The sequence below is a fragment of the Bradyrhizobium sp. Ash2021 genome (genome assembly GCF_031202265.1).
Lineage (GTDB): Bacteria > Pseudomonadota > Alphaproteobacteria > Rhizobiales > Xanthobacteraceae > Bradyrhizobium.
Genome location: NZ_CP100604.1, coordinates 2,232,123 through 2,246,688 on the forward strand (window position 1 = coordinate 2,232,123; position 14,566 = coordinate 2,246,688).

The 14,566-nt window shown below is 64.5% G+C and carries 14 protein-coding genes; 6 read left to right on the top strand and 8 right to left on the bottom strand.

Features of this window, described 5'->3' with window-relative positions; genetic code table 11:
- Window positions 1–81: 81 nt before the first annotated feature.
- A complete protein-coding gene (locus NL528_RS10800) occupies window positions 82–1,746 on the top strand; it encodes a mucoidy inhibitor MuiA family protein (protein WP_309182669.1) in 1,665 nt (554 codons plus the stop codon).
- 241 nt (window positions 1,747–1,987) lie between these two features.
- On the opposite strand, the gene NL528_RS10805 is transcribed toward NL528_RS10800, so the two are convergent.
- Window positions 1,988–3,031, bottom strand: coding sequence for a C-terminal binding protein (locus NL528_RS10805; protein ID WP_309182670.1), 1,044 nt, complete (start codon window positions 3,029–3,031; stop codon window positions 1,988–1,990).
- A 241-nt stretch (window positions 3,032–3,272) separates the two neighbouring features.
- Here NL528_RS10805 and NL528_RS10810 point away from each other — a divergent pair, with 241 nt between their 5' ends.
- Window positions 3,273–4,958: a methyl-accepting chemotaxis protein gene (locus tag NL528_RS10810; protein ID WP_309182671.1), complete on the top strand. Its 1,686-nt coding sequence runs from the start codon at window positions 3,273–3,275 to the stop codon at window positions 4,956–4,958.
- A 104-nt stretch (window positions 4,959–5,062) separates the two neighbouring features.
- Here NL528_RS10810 and NL528_RS10815 read toward each other — a convergent pair whose 3' ends face one another.
- On the bottom strand, window positions 5,063–6,007 hold the full coding sequence (locus NL528_RS10815) for a DMT family transporter (RefSeq protein WP_309182672.1): 945 nt from the start codon (window positions 6,005–6,007) through the stop codon (window positions 5,063–5,065).
- Window positions 6,008–6,106: 99 nt separating this feature from the next.
- Here NL528_RS10815 and NL528_RS10820 point away from each other — a divergent pair, with 99 nt between their 5' ends.
- Window positions 6,107–6,508, top strand: coding sequence for a DUF1330 domain-containing protein (locus NL528_RS10820; protein WP_309182673.1), 402 nt, complete (start codon window positions 6,107–6,109; stop codon window positions 6,506–6,508).
- A 164-nt stretch (window positions 6,509–6,672) separates the two neighbouring features.
- Here the strand turns inward: NL528_RS10820 and NL528_RS10825 are convergent, their stop codons facing one another.
- Window positions 6,673–7,281 carry a TetR/AcrR family transcriptional regulator gene (locus NL528_RS10825; RefSeq protein ID WP_309182674.1) on the bottom strand — a complete coding sequence of 203 codons (609 nt, stop codon included), beginning with the start codon at window positions 7,279–7,281 and terminating at the stop codon, window positions 6,673–6,675.
- Between the two features lie 72 nt (window positions 7,282–7,353).
- On the opposite strand from NL528_RS10825, the gene NL528_RS10830 reads away from it, so the two are divergent.
- Entirely contained in the window at window positions 7,354–7,758 is a 405-nt protein-coding gene (locus NL528_RS10830) for a hypothetical protein (protein ID WP_309182675.1), read from the top strand.
- 191 nt (window positions 7,759–7,949) lie between these two features.
- Here the strand turns inward: NL528_RS10830 and NL528_RS10835 are convergent, their stop codons facing one another.
- From NL528_RS10835 to NL528_RS10855, 5 genes are all read right to left on the bottom strand, one after another.
- Window positions 7,950–9,128: an alpha-hydroxy-acid oxidizing protein gene (locus tag NL528_RS10835; protein ID WP_375144049.1), complete on the bottom strand. Its 1,179-nt coding sequence runs from the start codon at window positions 9,126–9,128 to the stop codon at window positions 7,950–7,952.
- Between the two features lie 93 nt (window positions 9,129–9,221).
- On the bottom strand, window positions 9,222–10,058 hold the full coding sequence (locus NL528_RS10840; RefSeq protein WP_309182677.1) for an MlaD family protein: 837 nt from the start codon (window positions 10,056–10,058) through the stop codon (window positions 9,222–9,224).
- A gap of 47 nt (window positions 10,059–10,105) precedes the next feature.
- Window positions 10,106–11,035: a DMT family transporter gene (locus tag NL528_RS10845; RefSeq protein ID WP_309182678.1), complete on the bottom strand. Its 930-nt coding sequence runs from the start codon at window positions 11,033–11,035 to the stop codon at window positions 10,106–10,108.
- A 161-nt stretch (window positions 11,036–11,196) separates the two neighbouring features.
- On the bottom strand, window positions 11,197–11,571 hold the full coding sequence (locus NL528_RS10850; RefSeq protein WP_309182679.1) for a hypothetical protein: 375 nt from the start codon (window positions 11,569–11,571) through the stop codon (window positions 11,197–11,199).
- A gap of 149 nt (window positions 11,572–11,720) precedes the next feature.
- A complete protein-coding gene (locus NL528_RS10855; RefSeq protein WP_309182680.1) occupies window positions 11,721–12,494 on the bottom strand; it encodes a LuxR family transcriptional regulator in 774 nt (257 codons plus the stop codon).
- 80 nt (window positions 12,495–12,574) lie between these two features.
- Here NL528_RS10855 and NL528_RS10860 point away from each other — a divergent pair, with 80 nt between their 5' ends.
- Together NL528_RS10860 and NL528_RS10865 are read left to right on the top strand one after the other, a co-directional pair.
- Window positions 12,575–13,231, top strand: coding sequence for an acyl-homoserine-lactone synthase (locus NL528_RS10860; RefSeq protein WP_309182681.1), 657 nt, complete (start codon window positions 12,575–12,577; stop codon window positions 13,229–13,231).
- Window positions 13,191–14,543 (top strand): cytochrome P450, encoded by a 1,353-nt coding sequence (locus tag NL528_RS10865; RefSeq protein ID WP_309182682.1) that lies wholly within the window; start codon window positions 13,191–13,193, stop codon window positions 14,541–14,543. The genes NL528_RS10860 and NL528_RS10865 overlap by 41 nt, the downstream gene beginning before the upstream one ends.
- Window positions 14,544–14,566 lie beyond the last annotated feature (23 nt).

Sequence of the window (14,566 nt, forward strand, 5' to 3'; positions counted from 1 at the left end):
CAACGTCTCATCACAGGTGGTGGTGCGACTTTTACGCGTCCGGCGCCACCGGAGCGGCCAGAGATTTGCGGGAGGGAATTGATGCGAACGATTGCGAACAGTCTTGTCACGACCAGTCTGGTCGTTGTGGCCGCCTTGGCCGCCGGTCCGGTGTGGGCGGCCGATGTCGACGCCAGCTCGGCGGTCGATGCCGTCACAGTCTATCCCGATGGCGCCAGCGTCACACGGCTCATCACGCTCGATCTTCCGTCCGGCGACAACACGCTGGTCGCAAAAGATTTTCCGCTGACGCTGGATCCGTCCTCGCTGCGCGTCGAGGGCGAGGCGGGTGCAAAGCTCACGATCGGCGCCATCGACACCAGGCCGCCGCGCGCGGCGCCGCCGGTCAATCTGCCGGAACTCGACAAGCGCATCGAAGCGCTGAAGGACGAGCGCGCCAATCTCGATGGTGCGATCAATGCCGCCACCGCGCGCCGCAAGTTTGCCGAGCGATTTGCTGAAACCTCGCCGGCAGGGCTCGGCGAGAAGGGCGAGGCGCGTCCGATCGCCGAATGGCGCGCGGCTTTTGCCGCGGTCGCCGACGAAGTCGCAAGCGCCGACAGCGCGATCCGCGACGCCGAGCGCAAGCAGCGCGACATCGACCGCGACATCGCGCGGCTGGAATCCGATCGCGCGCAGAAACCGCCGCGCAAGCTCGAGGTCCGGATCGATCTTGCGACTGCTGCTGCGACCAGGGCGACGCTGCGGGTGACCTACACCGTGCGCAATGCGCGCTGGGCGCCGCTGTACGACGCAAGGCTCGACACCGGCGCGAAGGACCGCAAGCCCGCGCTCGAACTGGTGCGGCGCGCCGAAATCACCCAGAGCACCGGCGAGGACTGGTCGAATGTCGCGCTCGCCGTTTCCACCGTCCGGACCGCACGCGGCGGCAGCGCGCCCGAGCTGAATTCGCTGATCGTGCAATATCCGCAACCGCCGCGGCCGATGGGTGCGGTGAGCTCGCTCTCGGATGCAAAACTTCGCGCGATGCCGGCGCCGATGCCGGAGTCGGCGGCGCCCGAGCAAGGCGGGAAACGAGCCGACGAGCAGCAGGCGGTGGCTGAAGTCGGCGGCTTCCAGGTGATGTTCAAAATTTCGGGCCGCGTCAGCGTCGGCGCCAGCGAGGGCGCCAAGAGCCTGCTTGTGTCGACCGCGACCATTGCGCCCGAACTCGCGGTCCGCGCGGTGCCGGTCACGGATCCCACCGCGTTTCTCGAGGCAAGTTTCAAGCAAGGCGAGGACGCGCCGCTGCTGCCGGGCCGGATTGCGATCTATCGCGACGGCGTATTCGTCGGCCGCGGCCAGATGGCGGGTGCCGGCAAGGACGAAACCGTGCGGCTCGGCTTCGGCGCCGACGACAAGGTCAAGATCGAACGCTCTGTCGTCAGGCGCAACGAGGGTTCGGCAGGCCTGATCGTGACGACGTCGAAGACCGACGAACGTTCGTTCAAGACCAGCGTGCGCAACGGCCATGATTTCCCGATCAAAATTGCGATCGAGGATCAGTTGCCGGTCAGCGAGAACGAGGACATCGTGGTCGAGATGCTGCCGGCGACGACGGCGCCGACCGCGACCAATCTGCGCGACAAACGCGGCGTGCTCGAATGGGCGTTCGAGGCCAAGCCGGGCGAGGTCAGGGATATCGCATTCGCTTGGCGCGTGCGCTGGCCCAAGGACAAGGCCGTGATCATGGCCCCGGCCGGCTGAAGCGGCCAGTGCGGGATCGCGGTCAGGCCGCTAGAGCGTAATGGCGTTCGGGTCACCTCGCCCCGCTTGCGGGGAGAGGTCGGATTGCCTCGGCGATGCGAAGCATCGTCCGGTGCAATCCGGGTGAGGGGGACTCTCCACACACTTAACTTGCGGAGAGTCCCCCTCACCCCGACCCTCTCCCCGCAAGCGGGGCGAGGGAGAAGTGGACCGCGCCGCTTCAAGTGAAACGCATCACGCCCTAGCTGTTCGGACCGCGATCCATGCTGACGGGCTGCCAGCGTCGAAGCGAGGTGTTTTGCAGCACCGACGGGTTGACGCAGCTTACCGGCCACATGCCTGACAGTACCAGTGACAATTCGTAGCCCACGCGGCGCTTGCGCGCCTCGTCGAAACGCGCCGAGGCCGAGGCGACATGGGCGGTCAGCGTCACGTTTTCCATGGAAAGCATCGGATTGTTGTGCGACGGCGGCTCCGTCTCCAGCACGTCGAGCGCGGCGTGCGCGATCCAGCCTTCCTGCAAGGCCTTGATCAGCGCCTCCTCGTCCACGGTGGCGCCGCGGCCGGTATTGATGAAGATGGCGCTCTTCTTCATTTGCCGAAAATGCTTTTCGCCGAGCATGTGATGCACCTCCGGCCGCGCCGGCGCATGCATCGACAGGAAATCGGACTGCGACAGCACCTCCGACAGGGTCGCCGGGATCACGCCATGGTCTGAAATCAGCGTCTCCTGGATGAAGGGATCGTAGGCCATCATGCGAAGCCCGAACGGTGCGGCGCGTTTGGCGACCGCGCGTGCGACCCGGCCGAACGAGATGAAGCCGAGCGTTTGTCCCATCAGCCGCGGGATCTTCAGCAGCGCCGGGCGGCCCTCGGACCACCGGCCGGTGCGGACCATCTTGTCCTGCTCAACGAGGCGGCGGAAGCCGGAGAGCAGCAGCATCATGGCGTGGTCGGCGACTTCCTCAATGAAAGTATCGGGGATGTTGGTGACGGGGATGCCGCGCGCGGTGGCGGCCTTGACGTCGACGCTGTCGACGCCGACGCTGCCGAGCGTGATGACCTTGCAGTTTTCCAGAGCGTCGATGACGGTTTTCGTGATCCGCATGCCCTTGGCGTAGATCGCGTCGGCGGTTTTGGCCGCGGCGATGAACTCGGCCTCGTTGGCCGGCGCCTCGACGATCTCGGCGCCGATCGGGTCGAGCGCCTCCTTTTCATAGCCGTAGCCGCCACCGGCGACCGTGAAGCTCGCGCCTTTCGGCGTCACCACCCTGAATTTCGACATTTCCTGCTCCCGATTTGATGTTTCGGTGTTGGTTGGTGCAGCAGTTCGCCGCCGCCCTCATCTTATTACGCGACCTCACCGGCTTTCTCTACAATCGCCGGTTGCTTGAAGCCATGATTGTTTTTCCTCGTCCGGACTTCTACTGAGATCGATCGTAAGGAAGCGCTAAAGGGTCTCACGATAGCGTGAGGTGAATCAATCCACCAATCGCATCGCGCGCGCCAATTCCCGGAGACCCCCCGTGAAGCTGACCAACCTCAAGATCACCCCCAAACTCGGCATTTTGGTGGGTGTGACGCTGCTCGGCCTCTGCATTGCAGGCGCGCTCGCAGGCTATTTGATGCAGCGGGAGATGCTGAACGCGCGCATCGACCAGACCAGGTCGATGGTCGAAATGGTCCGCAACCTGGGCACAAGCTACAAGAAGCAGGTCGATGCCGGCCAGATGACCAAGGAAGCCGCGATCGCCGAATTCAGCAAGCGCGCCAACGCGATGACCTACGACAACGGTGCCGGCTACATTTTTGGCACGTCCTATGACGGCATCACCATGATGGCGCCCGATCCCAAGCAGGTTGGGACCAACCGCATGGACGTCGTGATCAATGGCCGGATGCTCTCGCGCGAGTTGATGGAAGGCGTCAAGGCCAGGGGCGAAATCCTCCTGCCCTATGAATATGTGAAACCCGGCCAGGAAAAGCCGATCCGCAAGATCGGCTATGCCGTCGCCGTCCCCGGCCTGGACATGTATCTCGGCACCGGCGCCTATCTCGACGATCTCGATGCCAAGCTGGCGCCGATCGCGTGGCTGCTCGGCCTCGCCATTCTCGGCATCGCCTTGATCTCCGGCAGCATTGCCTGGGTGATCGGCCGCAGCATCTCAAGGCCGCTCGGTATGCTCGGCGGCCGCATGCAGGCGCTGGTCGACGGCAAACTGGACGGCGAGATTCCCGGCCTCGGCCGCGGCGACGAGGTCGGCGCGATGGCGGCGACGGTTCAGATCTTCAAGGACAACGCGCTGCGGATCCGCGGGCTCGAGGAGACCGAGGCGGCAACGCAGGCGCGCGCTGCCGCCGAGCGCCGCACCGCGATGGAGAATATCGCTGGCGATTTCGAGCGCAGCGTCAACGGCATCGTCCGCTCGGTGTCGACCGCGGCGGCGGGCATGCAGACCACCGCACAGTCGATGACGGCGACCGCCAGCGACGCCAGCGCGCGCGCCGCGACCGTCGGCGCGGCCTCCGAGAGTTCGTCGAACAATGTCGGAACGGTCGCGGCCGCAGCCGAAGAGCTTTCGAGTTCGGTGACCGAGATTTCCCGGCAGGTGGCGCGCTCGAGCGAGATCGCCAGCAAGGCGGTCGGCGATGCCGAACGCACCAATGCCACCGTTGGCGCCCTGTCCACCGGCGCCGAGAAGATCGGCGAGGTGGTCAAGCTGATCCACTCGATCGCCGCCCAAACCAACCTGCTGGCGCTCAATGCCACCATCGAAGCGGCGCGCGCCGGCGAATCCGGCCGCGGCTTTGCGGTCGTGGCCTCCGAAGTGAAGGCGCTGGCCAACCAGACCGCGAAAGCGACCGAGGAGATTTCGGCGCAGGTGGCGGCGATGCAGGCTTCCACCAGCGAGGCGGTGGCCTCGATCGGCGGCATCACCGAGACCATCGCGCAGATGAGCGAGATCACCGTCAGCATCTCGACCGCGATCGACCAGCAGGGCGACGCCACCCGCGAGATCGCGCGCAATATCCAGTCGGTCGCGGCAGGGTCCAGCGAGATCAGCGCGCACATCGGCGGCGTCACGTCGGCGGCGTCCGCCACCGGCAAGGCGGCAACCGAAGTGCTCTCGAATGCCCGCGAACTCGACAACCAGTCCGGCAAGCTGCGCAACGCGGTCGACGAATTCCTGGTCAAGGTCCGCGCGGCGTAACGTGCCTGTGTAGGGTGGGTAGAGCGCAGCGAAACCCGCCATATTGAAGGTGATGGGTTTCGCTGCGCTCTACCCATCCTACGAAACTGCGCGTCCGAGACCCATCAATCGATCCGCACCTTCGCCGAACCTTGTCTTGACGCGATCACGACGCCGGCCAGCACCAGCGCATAGCCGAACAGGTGAAACAGCCGTGGCTGTTCGCCGAGCAGCAGGATCGCCATCGCCGAACCGAACACCGGCACCAGATGGAAGAACGGCGCGGCGCGGTTCGGGCCGATCAGGGCTATGCCGCGGTTGAAGAACAGATAGGCCAGCGTCGAGGGAAAGATCAGCACATAGGCCAGCGTCGCCAGCGTCAGGAAATCGAATTTCAGCACCGCCAAGGTCGAATATTCCCAGACCGCAAACGGCAGCAGCATCAGCGCACCGCAAAAGGTGGTGAAGGAAATCAGTGATAGCTGATGCGTCACCGGCCGGCGCGGCATCAGCGCCGAATAGAGCGCGAACGACACCAGCGAGGCGCCGAACATCACATCTCCCTTGTTGAAGGCGATGCCGGCGAGCGCACCAAAATCGCCGCGCAGGAGGATGGTCAACACGCCGGCAAGCGAGATCGCGATGCCGGCGAGCTGGGCGCCGGTCAGCCGCACGCCGAACAGGATCAGCGACCACAGCGCCACGAACAGCGGACCCGACGACTGGATCAGAAGCGCGTTCAGCGCCTGGGTGTATTGCATGGCCCAGTAGGAAATCGCATTGTTGAAGGCAAAACCGATCGCCGACAGGAGCAGCATCAGCGGCAGATGGGCGCGCAGAACCGGCCAGTCGCGCTTGAGGTGCGGCCAGGCGAACGGCAGCAGGATCAGGAAGACGCCGAACCAGCGGATCGTGGTCAGCGTGATCGGCGGCAAATGGTCGCCGACATGGCGCGCCAGTACGATATTGCCGGCCCAGAACAGCGAAGTCAGGCTGAGCAGCAGATAGGGCTGGTTGTTGAGCCACCGGATCGGATCGCGGACGGGTGGCGTGGGTGCGGGATTGCTCATTGTCTTGCGCCGAGTTGTGCCGGATTTTTGTCGCGAGACAAGTCCCGCACATGCAATGCTACAATGTGCTGAATTCGCGAATGCTGTCAGGAGCGCGTCATGGGCGTGGATCTGTTGAATATCAAGGGGCTGAAGGAGCTCGAGCATCAAGGGCAGGTCGTGATGATGAACCTGATGCGGTTTCACGCGCGCTCGCTCGACGGCGACGGCTCGGGCTGGGACGCCTATTTGCGTTACAGCGCGCTGACCGTGCCGATGATCAAGGCGCGCGGCGGCACGCTGTTGTGGACCGGCGACGCCAAGGCGGTCGCACTCGGCGAGCAGGACGGCAATCAATGGGATTATGTCGCGCTGGTGTATTACCCGACCGTCGCTGACTTCATCGACATGATGACGTCTTCGGATTACGAAAACCGCTGCGACCCGCATCGCCGCAACGGTTGCGCCGAACACGTGATCATCGCGACGGCGGAGGCGTACAGCAAGTTCAAGATTGGGTAGGGTGATGACATACGCAGATCGCTTCACCTCTCCCCGCTTGCGGGGAGAGGTCGGATCGCCTTGGCGATCCGGGTGAGGGGGTACAGGTCCACAAATCGGCACCAACATTCGCGGAGAGAGCCCCTCACCCCAACCCTCTCCCCGCAAGGGCGGGGCGAGGGAGGTCAGCGCGCCAGCGGCTGCAGTGCCGCACGGCAGGCCGACTGCACGAGATGGCAGACGTCGTCCACCGAGCGGCCGGGGCTCAGCATCGCGAACATGGCGTAGCTCGTCAGCGCAAAGATCGTGTCGACGGCATCCTGTCGCGCGCGGCGCGATGCGGCTTTTCCGGCGATGCGGTCGACAAGGACCCGGACGCCCCTTCGCCGCCGCTCGTTGCGGTCGATCAGCGCAGCGGCGAATTCGGGATCGGTCGCCATGGCTTCATGGAGCCGGCCGACGGCAGGATCCCTGTTCCAGAAGGCGCAGAAGATTTCGACCAGGCGGTCGAGCGCCGCATGCGGGTCAGCGATCGCCATCGCGTCGGCAATCCCTTCAAGACCGCCCTGGCGCGCGATGTCGTCGAACACGGCTTCCAGCAATCCCCGCCGCGATCCGAACTGATTGTAGACCGTCAGCCGCGTCACGCCGGCCGCCTTCGCCACATTGTCCAGCGAGAAGCTCGAAATGCTCGCATCCTCGCGCAGCGTCCTGGCCGCCGCCTCGATGACGCGGTCGCGCTTTTCCGCCGCGGCCGCGGTCCGAACGGAACTCACATAGGCGCGTCGTCGCATCCGCCATCCTTTTGACTAATTAAATATACATTGTGTATATCTAATTACAACGACCATTTCGAAAGCGGTGTCATGCAGATCGTACTCATCATAGCCTTGTCCCTTCACGTGTTGTCATCGGTGTTCTGGGCGGGATCGAGCTTTACGCTGGCGCGAACCGGCGGTGTCGGCGGCGAGCAGCTGTTCCGGCCACAAATGGGGGCGGCGGTGATCGCGGTCCTGACCGGTGGCTATCTCGGCCATCTGGTACATGAGGGCTCGTTTGGCACGGCCGAGCAAATCCTTGCGATCGGCGCCGTCGCCGCGCTGGTCGCTGCCGGTGTGCAAGGCTTGATCGCCGGTCGCGCGATCAGAAGCCTGCGCAGTGGGACCGCCGGCGAGGCCGCCGCACGCTCACGCATCGCGACGGCCCAGCGCCTCGCCGCCGCGCTGCTCGCGGTGACCGCCATCTGCATGGGAGCGGCGCGCTATGCGTGAGGGCGATGCGATTTGGATTACCCTCGATTGAACGATAGCGCGAAGCTCGATCACCTCGCCCCGCTTGCGGGGAGAGGTCGAAATTCAAGCGCAGCTTGAATTTCGGGTGAGGGGGACTCTCGACCAGCGAGCCCGTCGAGAGTCCCCCTCATCCCGACCTTCTCCCCGCAAGCGGGGAGAAGGAGAAGAGTCTAAAACTTCCGCACCAGATCCGGCGTGATCTCGCCGATGCTGCGAATGCCGAGCAGCGCCAGGTCGCGGTCGATCTCGGCGTGGAGTAGGTTGATGGCGCGCTGCACGCCTGCTTCGCCGCCGGCGATCGCCGCATAGAGGAACGGCCGGCCGACCCAGACGAAATCGGCGCCGAGCGCCAGCGCCTTGATCACGTCGGTGCCGCGGCGGATGCCGCCGTCGAGCATCACCGTCATGCCGTTGGCAAGCGCGGCGATCTCCGGCAGGGTGCGCAACGCTGACATCGCGTAGTCGAGCTGGCGGCCGCCATGGTTGGAGACCATCACGCCGTCGACGCCGCTCTCGCGCGCGATGCGCGCGTCCGCGGGCGAGACAATGCCCTTGACCACGAGCTTGCCGTTCCAGCGCTTGCGGATCAGTTCGACATGCTTCCAGGCAAGCTGGTCGCGGTGGCCGATATTGCGCATCAGGTTTTTCGACAGCACCGGCGGGCCGCGCTTGGCGTCCATGTTCTCGAAATGCGGCATGCCGTGATTGATCACCGTGCGCGCCCAGGTGCCGAACAGCCAATGCGGGTGCGTGACCGTATCCCAGGCCACCTGCGGCGTGATCGCGAGCGGCACCTGAAAGCCGTTGCGGATGTTGTTCTCGCGGTTCGGCGGCACCGGCACGTCGGCGGTGACGACGAAGGTGTCGTAGCCGGCCGCGGCAACGCGATCGACCAGCGGTTCGATGCGTGCGGGCAGGCCCGCCAGATAGGCCTGATACCACGCGGCCGGATTTTCGCGGCGCACATCCTCGAGCGTAATCAGCGAGGAGGCGCTCAGGATCATCGGCAAACTGGTTGCGGCCGCTGCGCGCGTCAGCACGATATCGCCGCGATAGGCGCACAGCGCCGACGAGCCCATTGGCGGAATGCCGAACGGCGAGGCGTAGGTCTTGCCGAACAGGGTCGTGGTCTGGTCGCGGCCGGAGACGTCGTTGAGCACGCGCGGCACGAAGCCATATTCGTCGAAGGCTTTTCGATTGTCGCGCATCGCAGCATCGGTCTCGGCGCCGCCCGAGATGTAGCCGTACAGGAATTTCGGCAGTCGCCGCCGCGCCGTCGCCTCGAAATCGTCGAGCGAAAGGTAGCGCTTCAGGGCGCGCGGAACCGCGCTCCTGGCGCGATTCACGATAGCCGGCGGATCGGATGTCACATTGGCTTTGTCGAGGGTTTTGTCGAGCACGTCGGGCGCTTTCGTTATTTTTGCTTGTCGGTAGCGCGCACGTTAGCGTCTGCCGCCGCGGCCGCCAAGTTTCTGGTCGGCCTTGTTGATGGACTGGCTGATGTCGCCGAGCATCTTGCGGGTGTCGGCCATCAGGGCGCCGGACTTCTTGTCAAAACTCTCGATCAATTCGCGCAGCGAAATCACGGTCGGAAGCAGTTCGCCGCCATATTTGTCGCTGCCGAGATTCTTCAGGAAAGCTTCTGTCTTGGTCATGCCTGAGTCCGCCGCATCGACGCCGGATAGGGCGGCGTCGATGATGTCGGTGATTGTTTGACCGTTGCTCGAAAGCTGCGCGGTGAACGACTCGAAATTCTGCAGTGTATCCTTCACCGCGACTTCGTTATCGGCGATCACCTTGTCGATGTTGCGCAGCACCACGCGGATCTTCTCCTGCATGCCCATCGTGCCTTCCGGATCGGCGGTCAATTCGGGGATGCCGTCCGGGCCCGCCGGCGGCGGCGGCGCGTCGGCCGAGCCGCCGGTGAATGAAATCGCGGCGATGCCGGTGAGCCCCTGGAATTCGAGGCCTACCTGGGTATCCCGGTGGATCGGCGTATTGCTGTCGATCCGCGTCATCGCGATCACGCGGTGATGATCGAGCTTGAGCGACACCACTTCACCGACGCGGACGCCGGCGAAATTCACGCTGCTGCCCTTGCGAACGCCGGACGCCGAGCCTTCGAAGATCACCCGAAACGGCGTTTCGCCCTTGAGGCCGGCGTATTTCCGATAGCCGAGCCAGCCGCTGAGCGAGCCGGCGATCAACGCCAGCGTCAGGGTTCCGATCATCAGATTGCTGGCGCGCGCCATCTCGAGACCTTTGCGAAGCGGGGTCAAGAGATAGCGGATTTGCCGCCATGAGTCACCGCGAAGCAGCCGGCCGATCAGACGGTTTTGGGCTTCCGCGACGCCGCGAAGACGCCCGTCAGCACCAGCGCGAAGCCGATGAAATGGAAGGCCTGCGGATGCTCGCCGAGGAAGACGATCGACATCACGGTTCCGAACACCGGCACCACGTGAAAGAACGGCGCGGCGCGGTTGGCGCCGATCAGGTGCACGCCGCGATTGAAGCAGAGATAGGCCAGCGTCGAGGGAAACAGCGCGACATAGGCCAGCGTCAGCAGGTTAGCGGTATCGATCTGCATCACCGGGCGCGCGTATAGTTCCCAGATGAACAGCGGGATCAGGCACGCCGCGCCGCAGCCGAAGGTGAAGCCGACGAACGACAGCCCATGGATCTGCGGGCGCTTCAGCGTCAGCACCGAATAGAGCGCGAAGATCGCCAGCGCCACGGTGAAGATCAGGTCGCCCTTGTTGAACGCGATGTTCGACAGCGTGGTCAGGTCGCCATGCAGCAGGATCACCAGCACGCCAGCCAGCGACAGCAGAACGCCGCAGGCCTGCGCCAGCGTCAGCCGTATGCCGAGCAGGATCAGCGACCATAGGGCTACGATCAGCGGTGCGGCGGACTGCAGCAGCAGTGTGTTCAGCGCCTGGGTGTGCTCGAGCGCCCAATATTGCAGGGTATTGAAGGCGGCGACCCCGGTGAGGGAGAGCACGATCATGGTGCCGAGACGGCCGCGGATCGCGGCCCAGTCGCGCACCAGATGCTTCCAGGCAAAGGGAAGAATCAGCAGAAACGCCAGCGACCAGCGCAGGAACGACAGCGTTACCGGGGGAATATGTCCTGCGGCAAGGCGGCCGACGATGGCGTTGCCGGCCCAGCACATCGCGGTGATGCAAAGCAGCAGATAAGGCTGGTTGGCGATCCAGCTTCCGGCAGCACTGCGCGAGGCGGGTTCGATGGCAGACATTCGCGAAAGGCCCGGTTCATGACGCCGCGGCCCGCCCGGCACAGACGCCAAGCCGGAAGGTTCGCCCGGCCTGCGTCACAGACACGGATTTTCGCCATTCATCAATGGCGGAGATGCATCGCGACTATGCGCGAAGCCCGATCCAGCCTGAAACCGCAGCGCTAGCCCGCATCTCCGGGGCTGCGCCCCGCGCATGTCGCAAGCTGCTCGGCGAGATAGACCAGCATCCGCTGGGCACGAGGATCGCGCAGTTCGCAGAACGCCCGCAGCAACCGCAATTCGAGGAGCGATTGCTGCGATCCCCAACTCTCGGCCGATGAGGGCGCGGCTTTTTCCAGGCGGGCCGGGAGGCCAAGCGCGGCGGCGACCTCGGCCAGCCGGCCGGCGTCGGGCCCGGCCGGTCTGTCGCCGTTCTTCGCCGGCGACTGAAACGCCGCGTCGAGCAATTCGGCAAGATCGGCTTGCGAAAGCCCGATCTCGCGCAATCGCGCTCTTATCAACCGGTCGGTTTGCGCATCGGTCGGGTTGTCCGTCATCGACGCGTTCCGCGCATCGTTTCAAACGATCGCATGCCAATCACCCGTCTAACCTCCCTCTATTGTTGCCAGAAATGGCACGATTTCGCAATCATAGGACGTAAATCGCCTGGAACCCAACCTGTAAATGTTCCACCGGCACGCTCGGCTCACAGGTCGATGATCCCGAGCGCGATGCTTTTGGCGACCCCGTGCGTCTTGTTCGACGCATCGAGCTTGCGCAGCGCCTGCTTGATGAAGCCTTCGACGGTCTCCGGCGAAATCCCGAGGATCTGCGCGGTATCGGCAACCGTCTTGCCGCGCGCGGCCCAGGCCATCACTTCCTTCTCGCGCGCCGTGAGCTGGATCGCCGCCGCCTCGTCGGACGGCCGCAAAATGGTCGGCGCGTTGCGCTGATCGCGGTTGACGATATCCATCGCCCGCTGCACCCAGTAGATCATCAGCAAATGCAGCTCATTGCGGTGGCAGGTGAACAGTTTTTGAAACCAGCGTGGCTCGTCTTCCCAGAAGAACACGGTCGAGCTGGAGTGGATGGCGCCGAGCCGGTCGCGATAGTGAAACGGCACCACGAAGCCTTCCTTGAAGCCATGGTCTCGGGCTGCGTCCATCATCTTCACTTCGGGAGGCCGTTTCCTTCCCTGGCGTTCCGGGAGTTTCAGGCTGCCCCAGTGAAACGGCGTGTTGGTTCGGCGCACCCGCGCCAAAGCGGGATCGGTGTGCACGAAATCGTTCTGGATGTAGGCGCGTTCCCAGGCCGGCGGATAGGTGCCGGTGTAGTAGGGCAGATCGAGTTCGGGCCGGCCTGCATCGATGAAGGCGAAGCCCGAAAATCCGTAGTCCTGAATAATGCGATGCAGCGACACGCGGAGTTCGTCCATCGTATCCGATGACTCGATAGCGGAGATCGCTTCTTCCAGAACCATTTTACTAAAACCCCCGGTTTTAGGGGGTATCACAATTTCCAGTTTCTGTTCCAGATGATCCCGTCATCTGGAGACATGGCATGCCGCACCCATTCGATCGGTACCATGCTTTATTCACCACCGAAGAGCTTGACCCTGCCCATGTGCAGGCGATGCTCCGGCTCCGCAAGCGCCTGTTCGTCGACCATTGCGGCTGGATGCTCTCGACCATCGGCGAGGTCGAGCGCGACCAGTTCGATGCCTGGTACACCGAACACTGCCTGCTGTTTTTCGGATCGGACCTCGTCGGCGGCTTCCGCGCAATCCGGACCGATTACCCCTATCTGACCCAGTCGGTGTTTCCCCAGCTCGCGGTGCGGCGCTTTCCGAACCGGCGAAACGTCTGGGAAATCAGCCGGTTCGGCGTCCTGCCGGCCGCCGCCCAAGCATGGTCGGCGCGGCTCAATTACGCGCTGATGTTCCGCTTTGCGGAACTGCGCGGCGCCGAGGCTTTGGTCGCGATGGCCGATCTCAGCTACGAGCGTTTCCTACAGCGGATGAACATCCGCACTCGACGCTTCGGCCCCCCGCAAGTGATCGGCGCCGACAGCCGGGGCCGCTCGCTGACCGCGGTCGCCGGCGAAATCCCGGTCAACCAAGGCGACAATCCGGGCCTTGGCAAATTTCTCGATCTTGGACGGCAACTGGAGATAACCGATGCCACACATGTTCTCGGACGTTCGAGCATTTCGGCGTGACCCGCTGCAGTTTCTGCTGGAGCGCGGCAACGCCGCGCCGCTGGGGCTCGAGCCACTGCATCTCGGCCCAAGCCCGGTCCTTTTGGTCAACGATCCCGATCTGATCCGGCCGATCCTGAAGGCGCCGGAGACCGAGGTCGGCAAAGGCCGGCTGATCAAGAAGCTGACGCCCGTGCTCGGCGAGAGTTCGCTGATGCTGCATGGTGAGGAGCACAAGCGGCGGCGGTCGGTGCTGCAAAAGCACATGGCCAAGGGCGCCGTCGAAAAATATCTGCCGCAGATGTGCGCTGAGATCCGCGCCGTCGGCGCCAGGATCGCTCGTCTCGGATCGTTCGATCCGCATCGCTTCACGGCAACGCTGGCGCTGCGGACGATCTGTATCGCCGTGTTCGGCGCGCAGGTGATTTCCTCCGGCGACGAAGAGGCGCTGGTGCAGGCGGTCGGAACGATCGAGGACGATCTCGCCGACGAGATGTTCCGCGTGCTGCCGATTGGTCCGCTGGCCTGGTATCGTCGCAACAAGAACCGGGTCTGCGCCAAGCTTGCGATGTCGACCGTGGTCCAGCGTCTGCGCGCCAGCGCCGGTTCGACCAGCGCGCTCAGGGATCTCGAGGCGCTCGGCTTGAGCGACCGGGATCTCCACGACGAGATACTGACGCTGCTGCTGGCTGGCCACCACACCACCGGATCGACCGCGGCCTGGCTATTGTACCACATGGCCGCGGAGCCGGCCCTGATGGACGAGGTCGCCGACGAGGCGGCGGAGTGCCTCGGCGACAATGGCGAGCTGCGCGTCGAGGCGGTCAGGCGCGCCGACGTCAGCGCCACGCTGGTGAAAGAAGTGTGCCGGCTTTATCCGAGCGCCTGGTGGTTCTCGCGCGAGGTCATGGCGCCGGTCTCGTTCGGCGGGCGCGATCTCAAGGTCGGCACCTCGCTGCTGATCTGCCCGTGGCAATTGCAGCGCGATCCCAGGCATTGGGAGCAGCCCGATCGCTTCCTGATGACGCGGCGCTACACCACCGATGCCTATGTGCCGTTCGGCGCCGGCCCGCGCGCCTGCGCGGGTATGGGAGTTGCGATGCTGGAGCTGCAATTGCTCGCGCTGGAAATGGCCGCGGCCTATGGCTTCACCGGCGTTTCGCCGAACCCGGCGCCGTGGCCGAAAGCCTCGGTGACGCTGGTGCCGCCGCCGATGAACATCGCGATCGAATTGCGGCAGGCGCGGCGGCGCAACAGCGCGCTGTTCGAGGCCGGCGTGGAGCTGCCCTACGTTCCGCCGGTCGGCGTCGTTCCCGCCGATGCGCTCCAATGAACACAGCAACCGGGATGGCCAAG

Bases quoted from the DNA above. Each gene is read 5' to 3' on its own strand.
- NL528_RS10865 (WP_309182682.1), top strand. From the start codon at position 13,191: ATGCCACACATGTTCTCGGACGTTCGAGCATTTCGGCGTGACCCGCTG.
- NL528_RS10800 (WP_309182669.1), top strand. From the start codon at position 82: ATGCGAACGATTGCGAACAGTCTTGTCACGACCAGTCTGGTCGTTGTG.
- NL528_RS10850 (WP_309182679.1), bottom strand. From the start codon at position 11,571: ATGACGGACAACCCGACCGATGCGCAAACCGACCGGTTGATAAGAGCG.
- NL528_RS10855 (WP_309182680.1), bottom strand. From the start codon at position 12,494: ATGGTTCTGGAAGAAGCGATCTCCGCTATCGAGTCATCGGATACGATG.
- NL528_RS10820 (WP_309182673.1), top strand. From the start codon at position 6,107: ATGGGCGTGGATCTGTTGAATATCAAGGGGCTGAAGGAGCTCGAGCAT.
- NL528_RS10805 (WP_309182670.1), bottom strand. From the start codon at position 3,031: ATGTCGAAATTCAGGGTGGTGACGCCGAAAGGCGCGAGCTTCACGGTC.
- NL528_RS10830 (WP_309182675.1), top strand. From the start codon at position 7,354: ATGCAGATCGTACTCATCATAGCCTTGTCCCTTCACGTGTTGTCATCG.
- NL528_RS10845 (WP_309182678.1), bottom strand. From the start codon at position 11,035: ATGTCTGCCATCGAACCCGCCTCGCGCAGTGCTGCCGGAAGCTGGATC.
- NL528_RS10860 (WP_309182681.1), top strand. From the start codon at position 12,575: ATGCCGCACCCATTCGATCGGTACCATGCTTTATTCACCACCGAAGAG.
- NL528_RS10815 (WP_309182672.1), bottom strand. From the start codon at position 6,007: ATGAGCAATCCCGCACCCACGCCACCCGTCCGCGATCCGATCCGGTGG.
- NL528_RS10825 (WP_309182674.1), bottom strand. From the start codon at position 7,281: ATGCGACGACGCGCCTATGTGAGTTCCGTTCGGACCGCGGCCGCGGCG.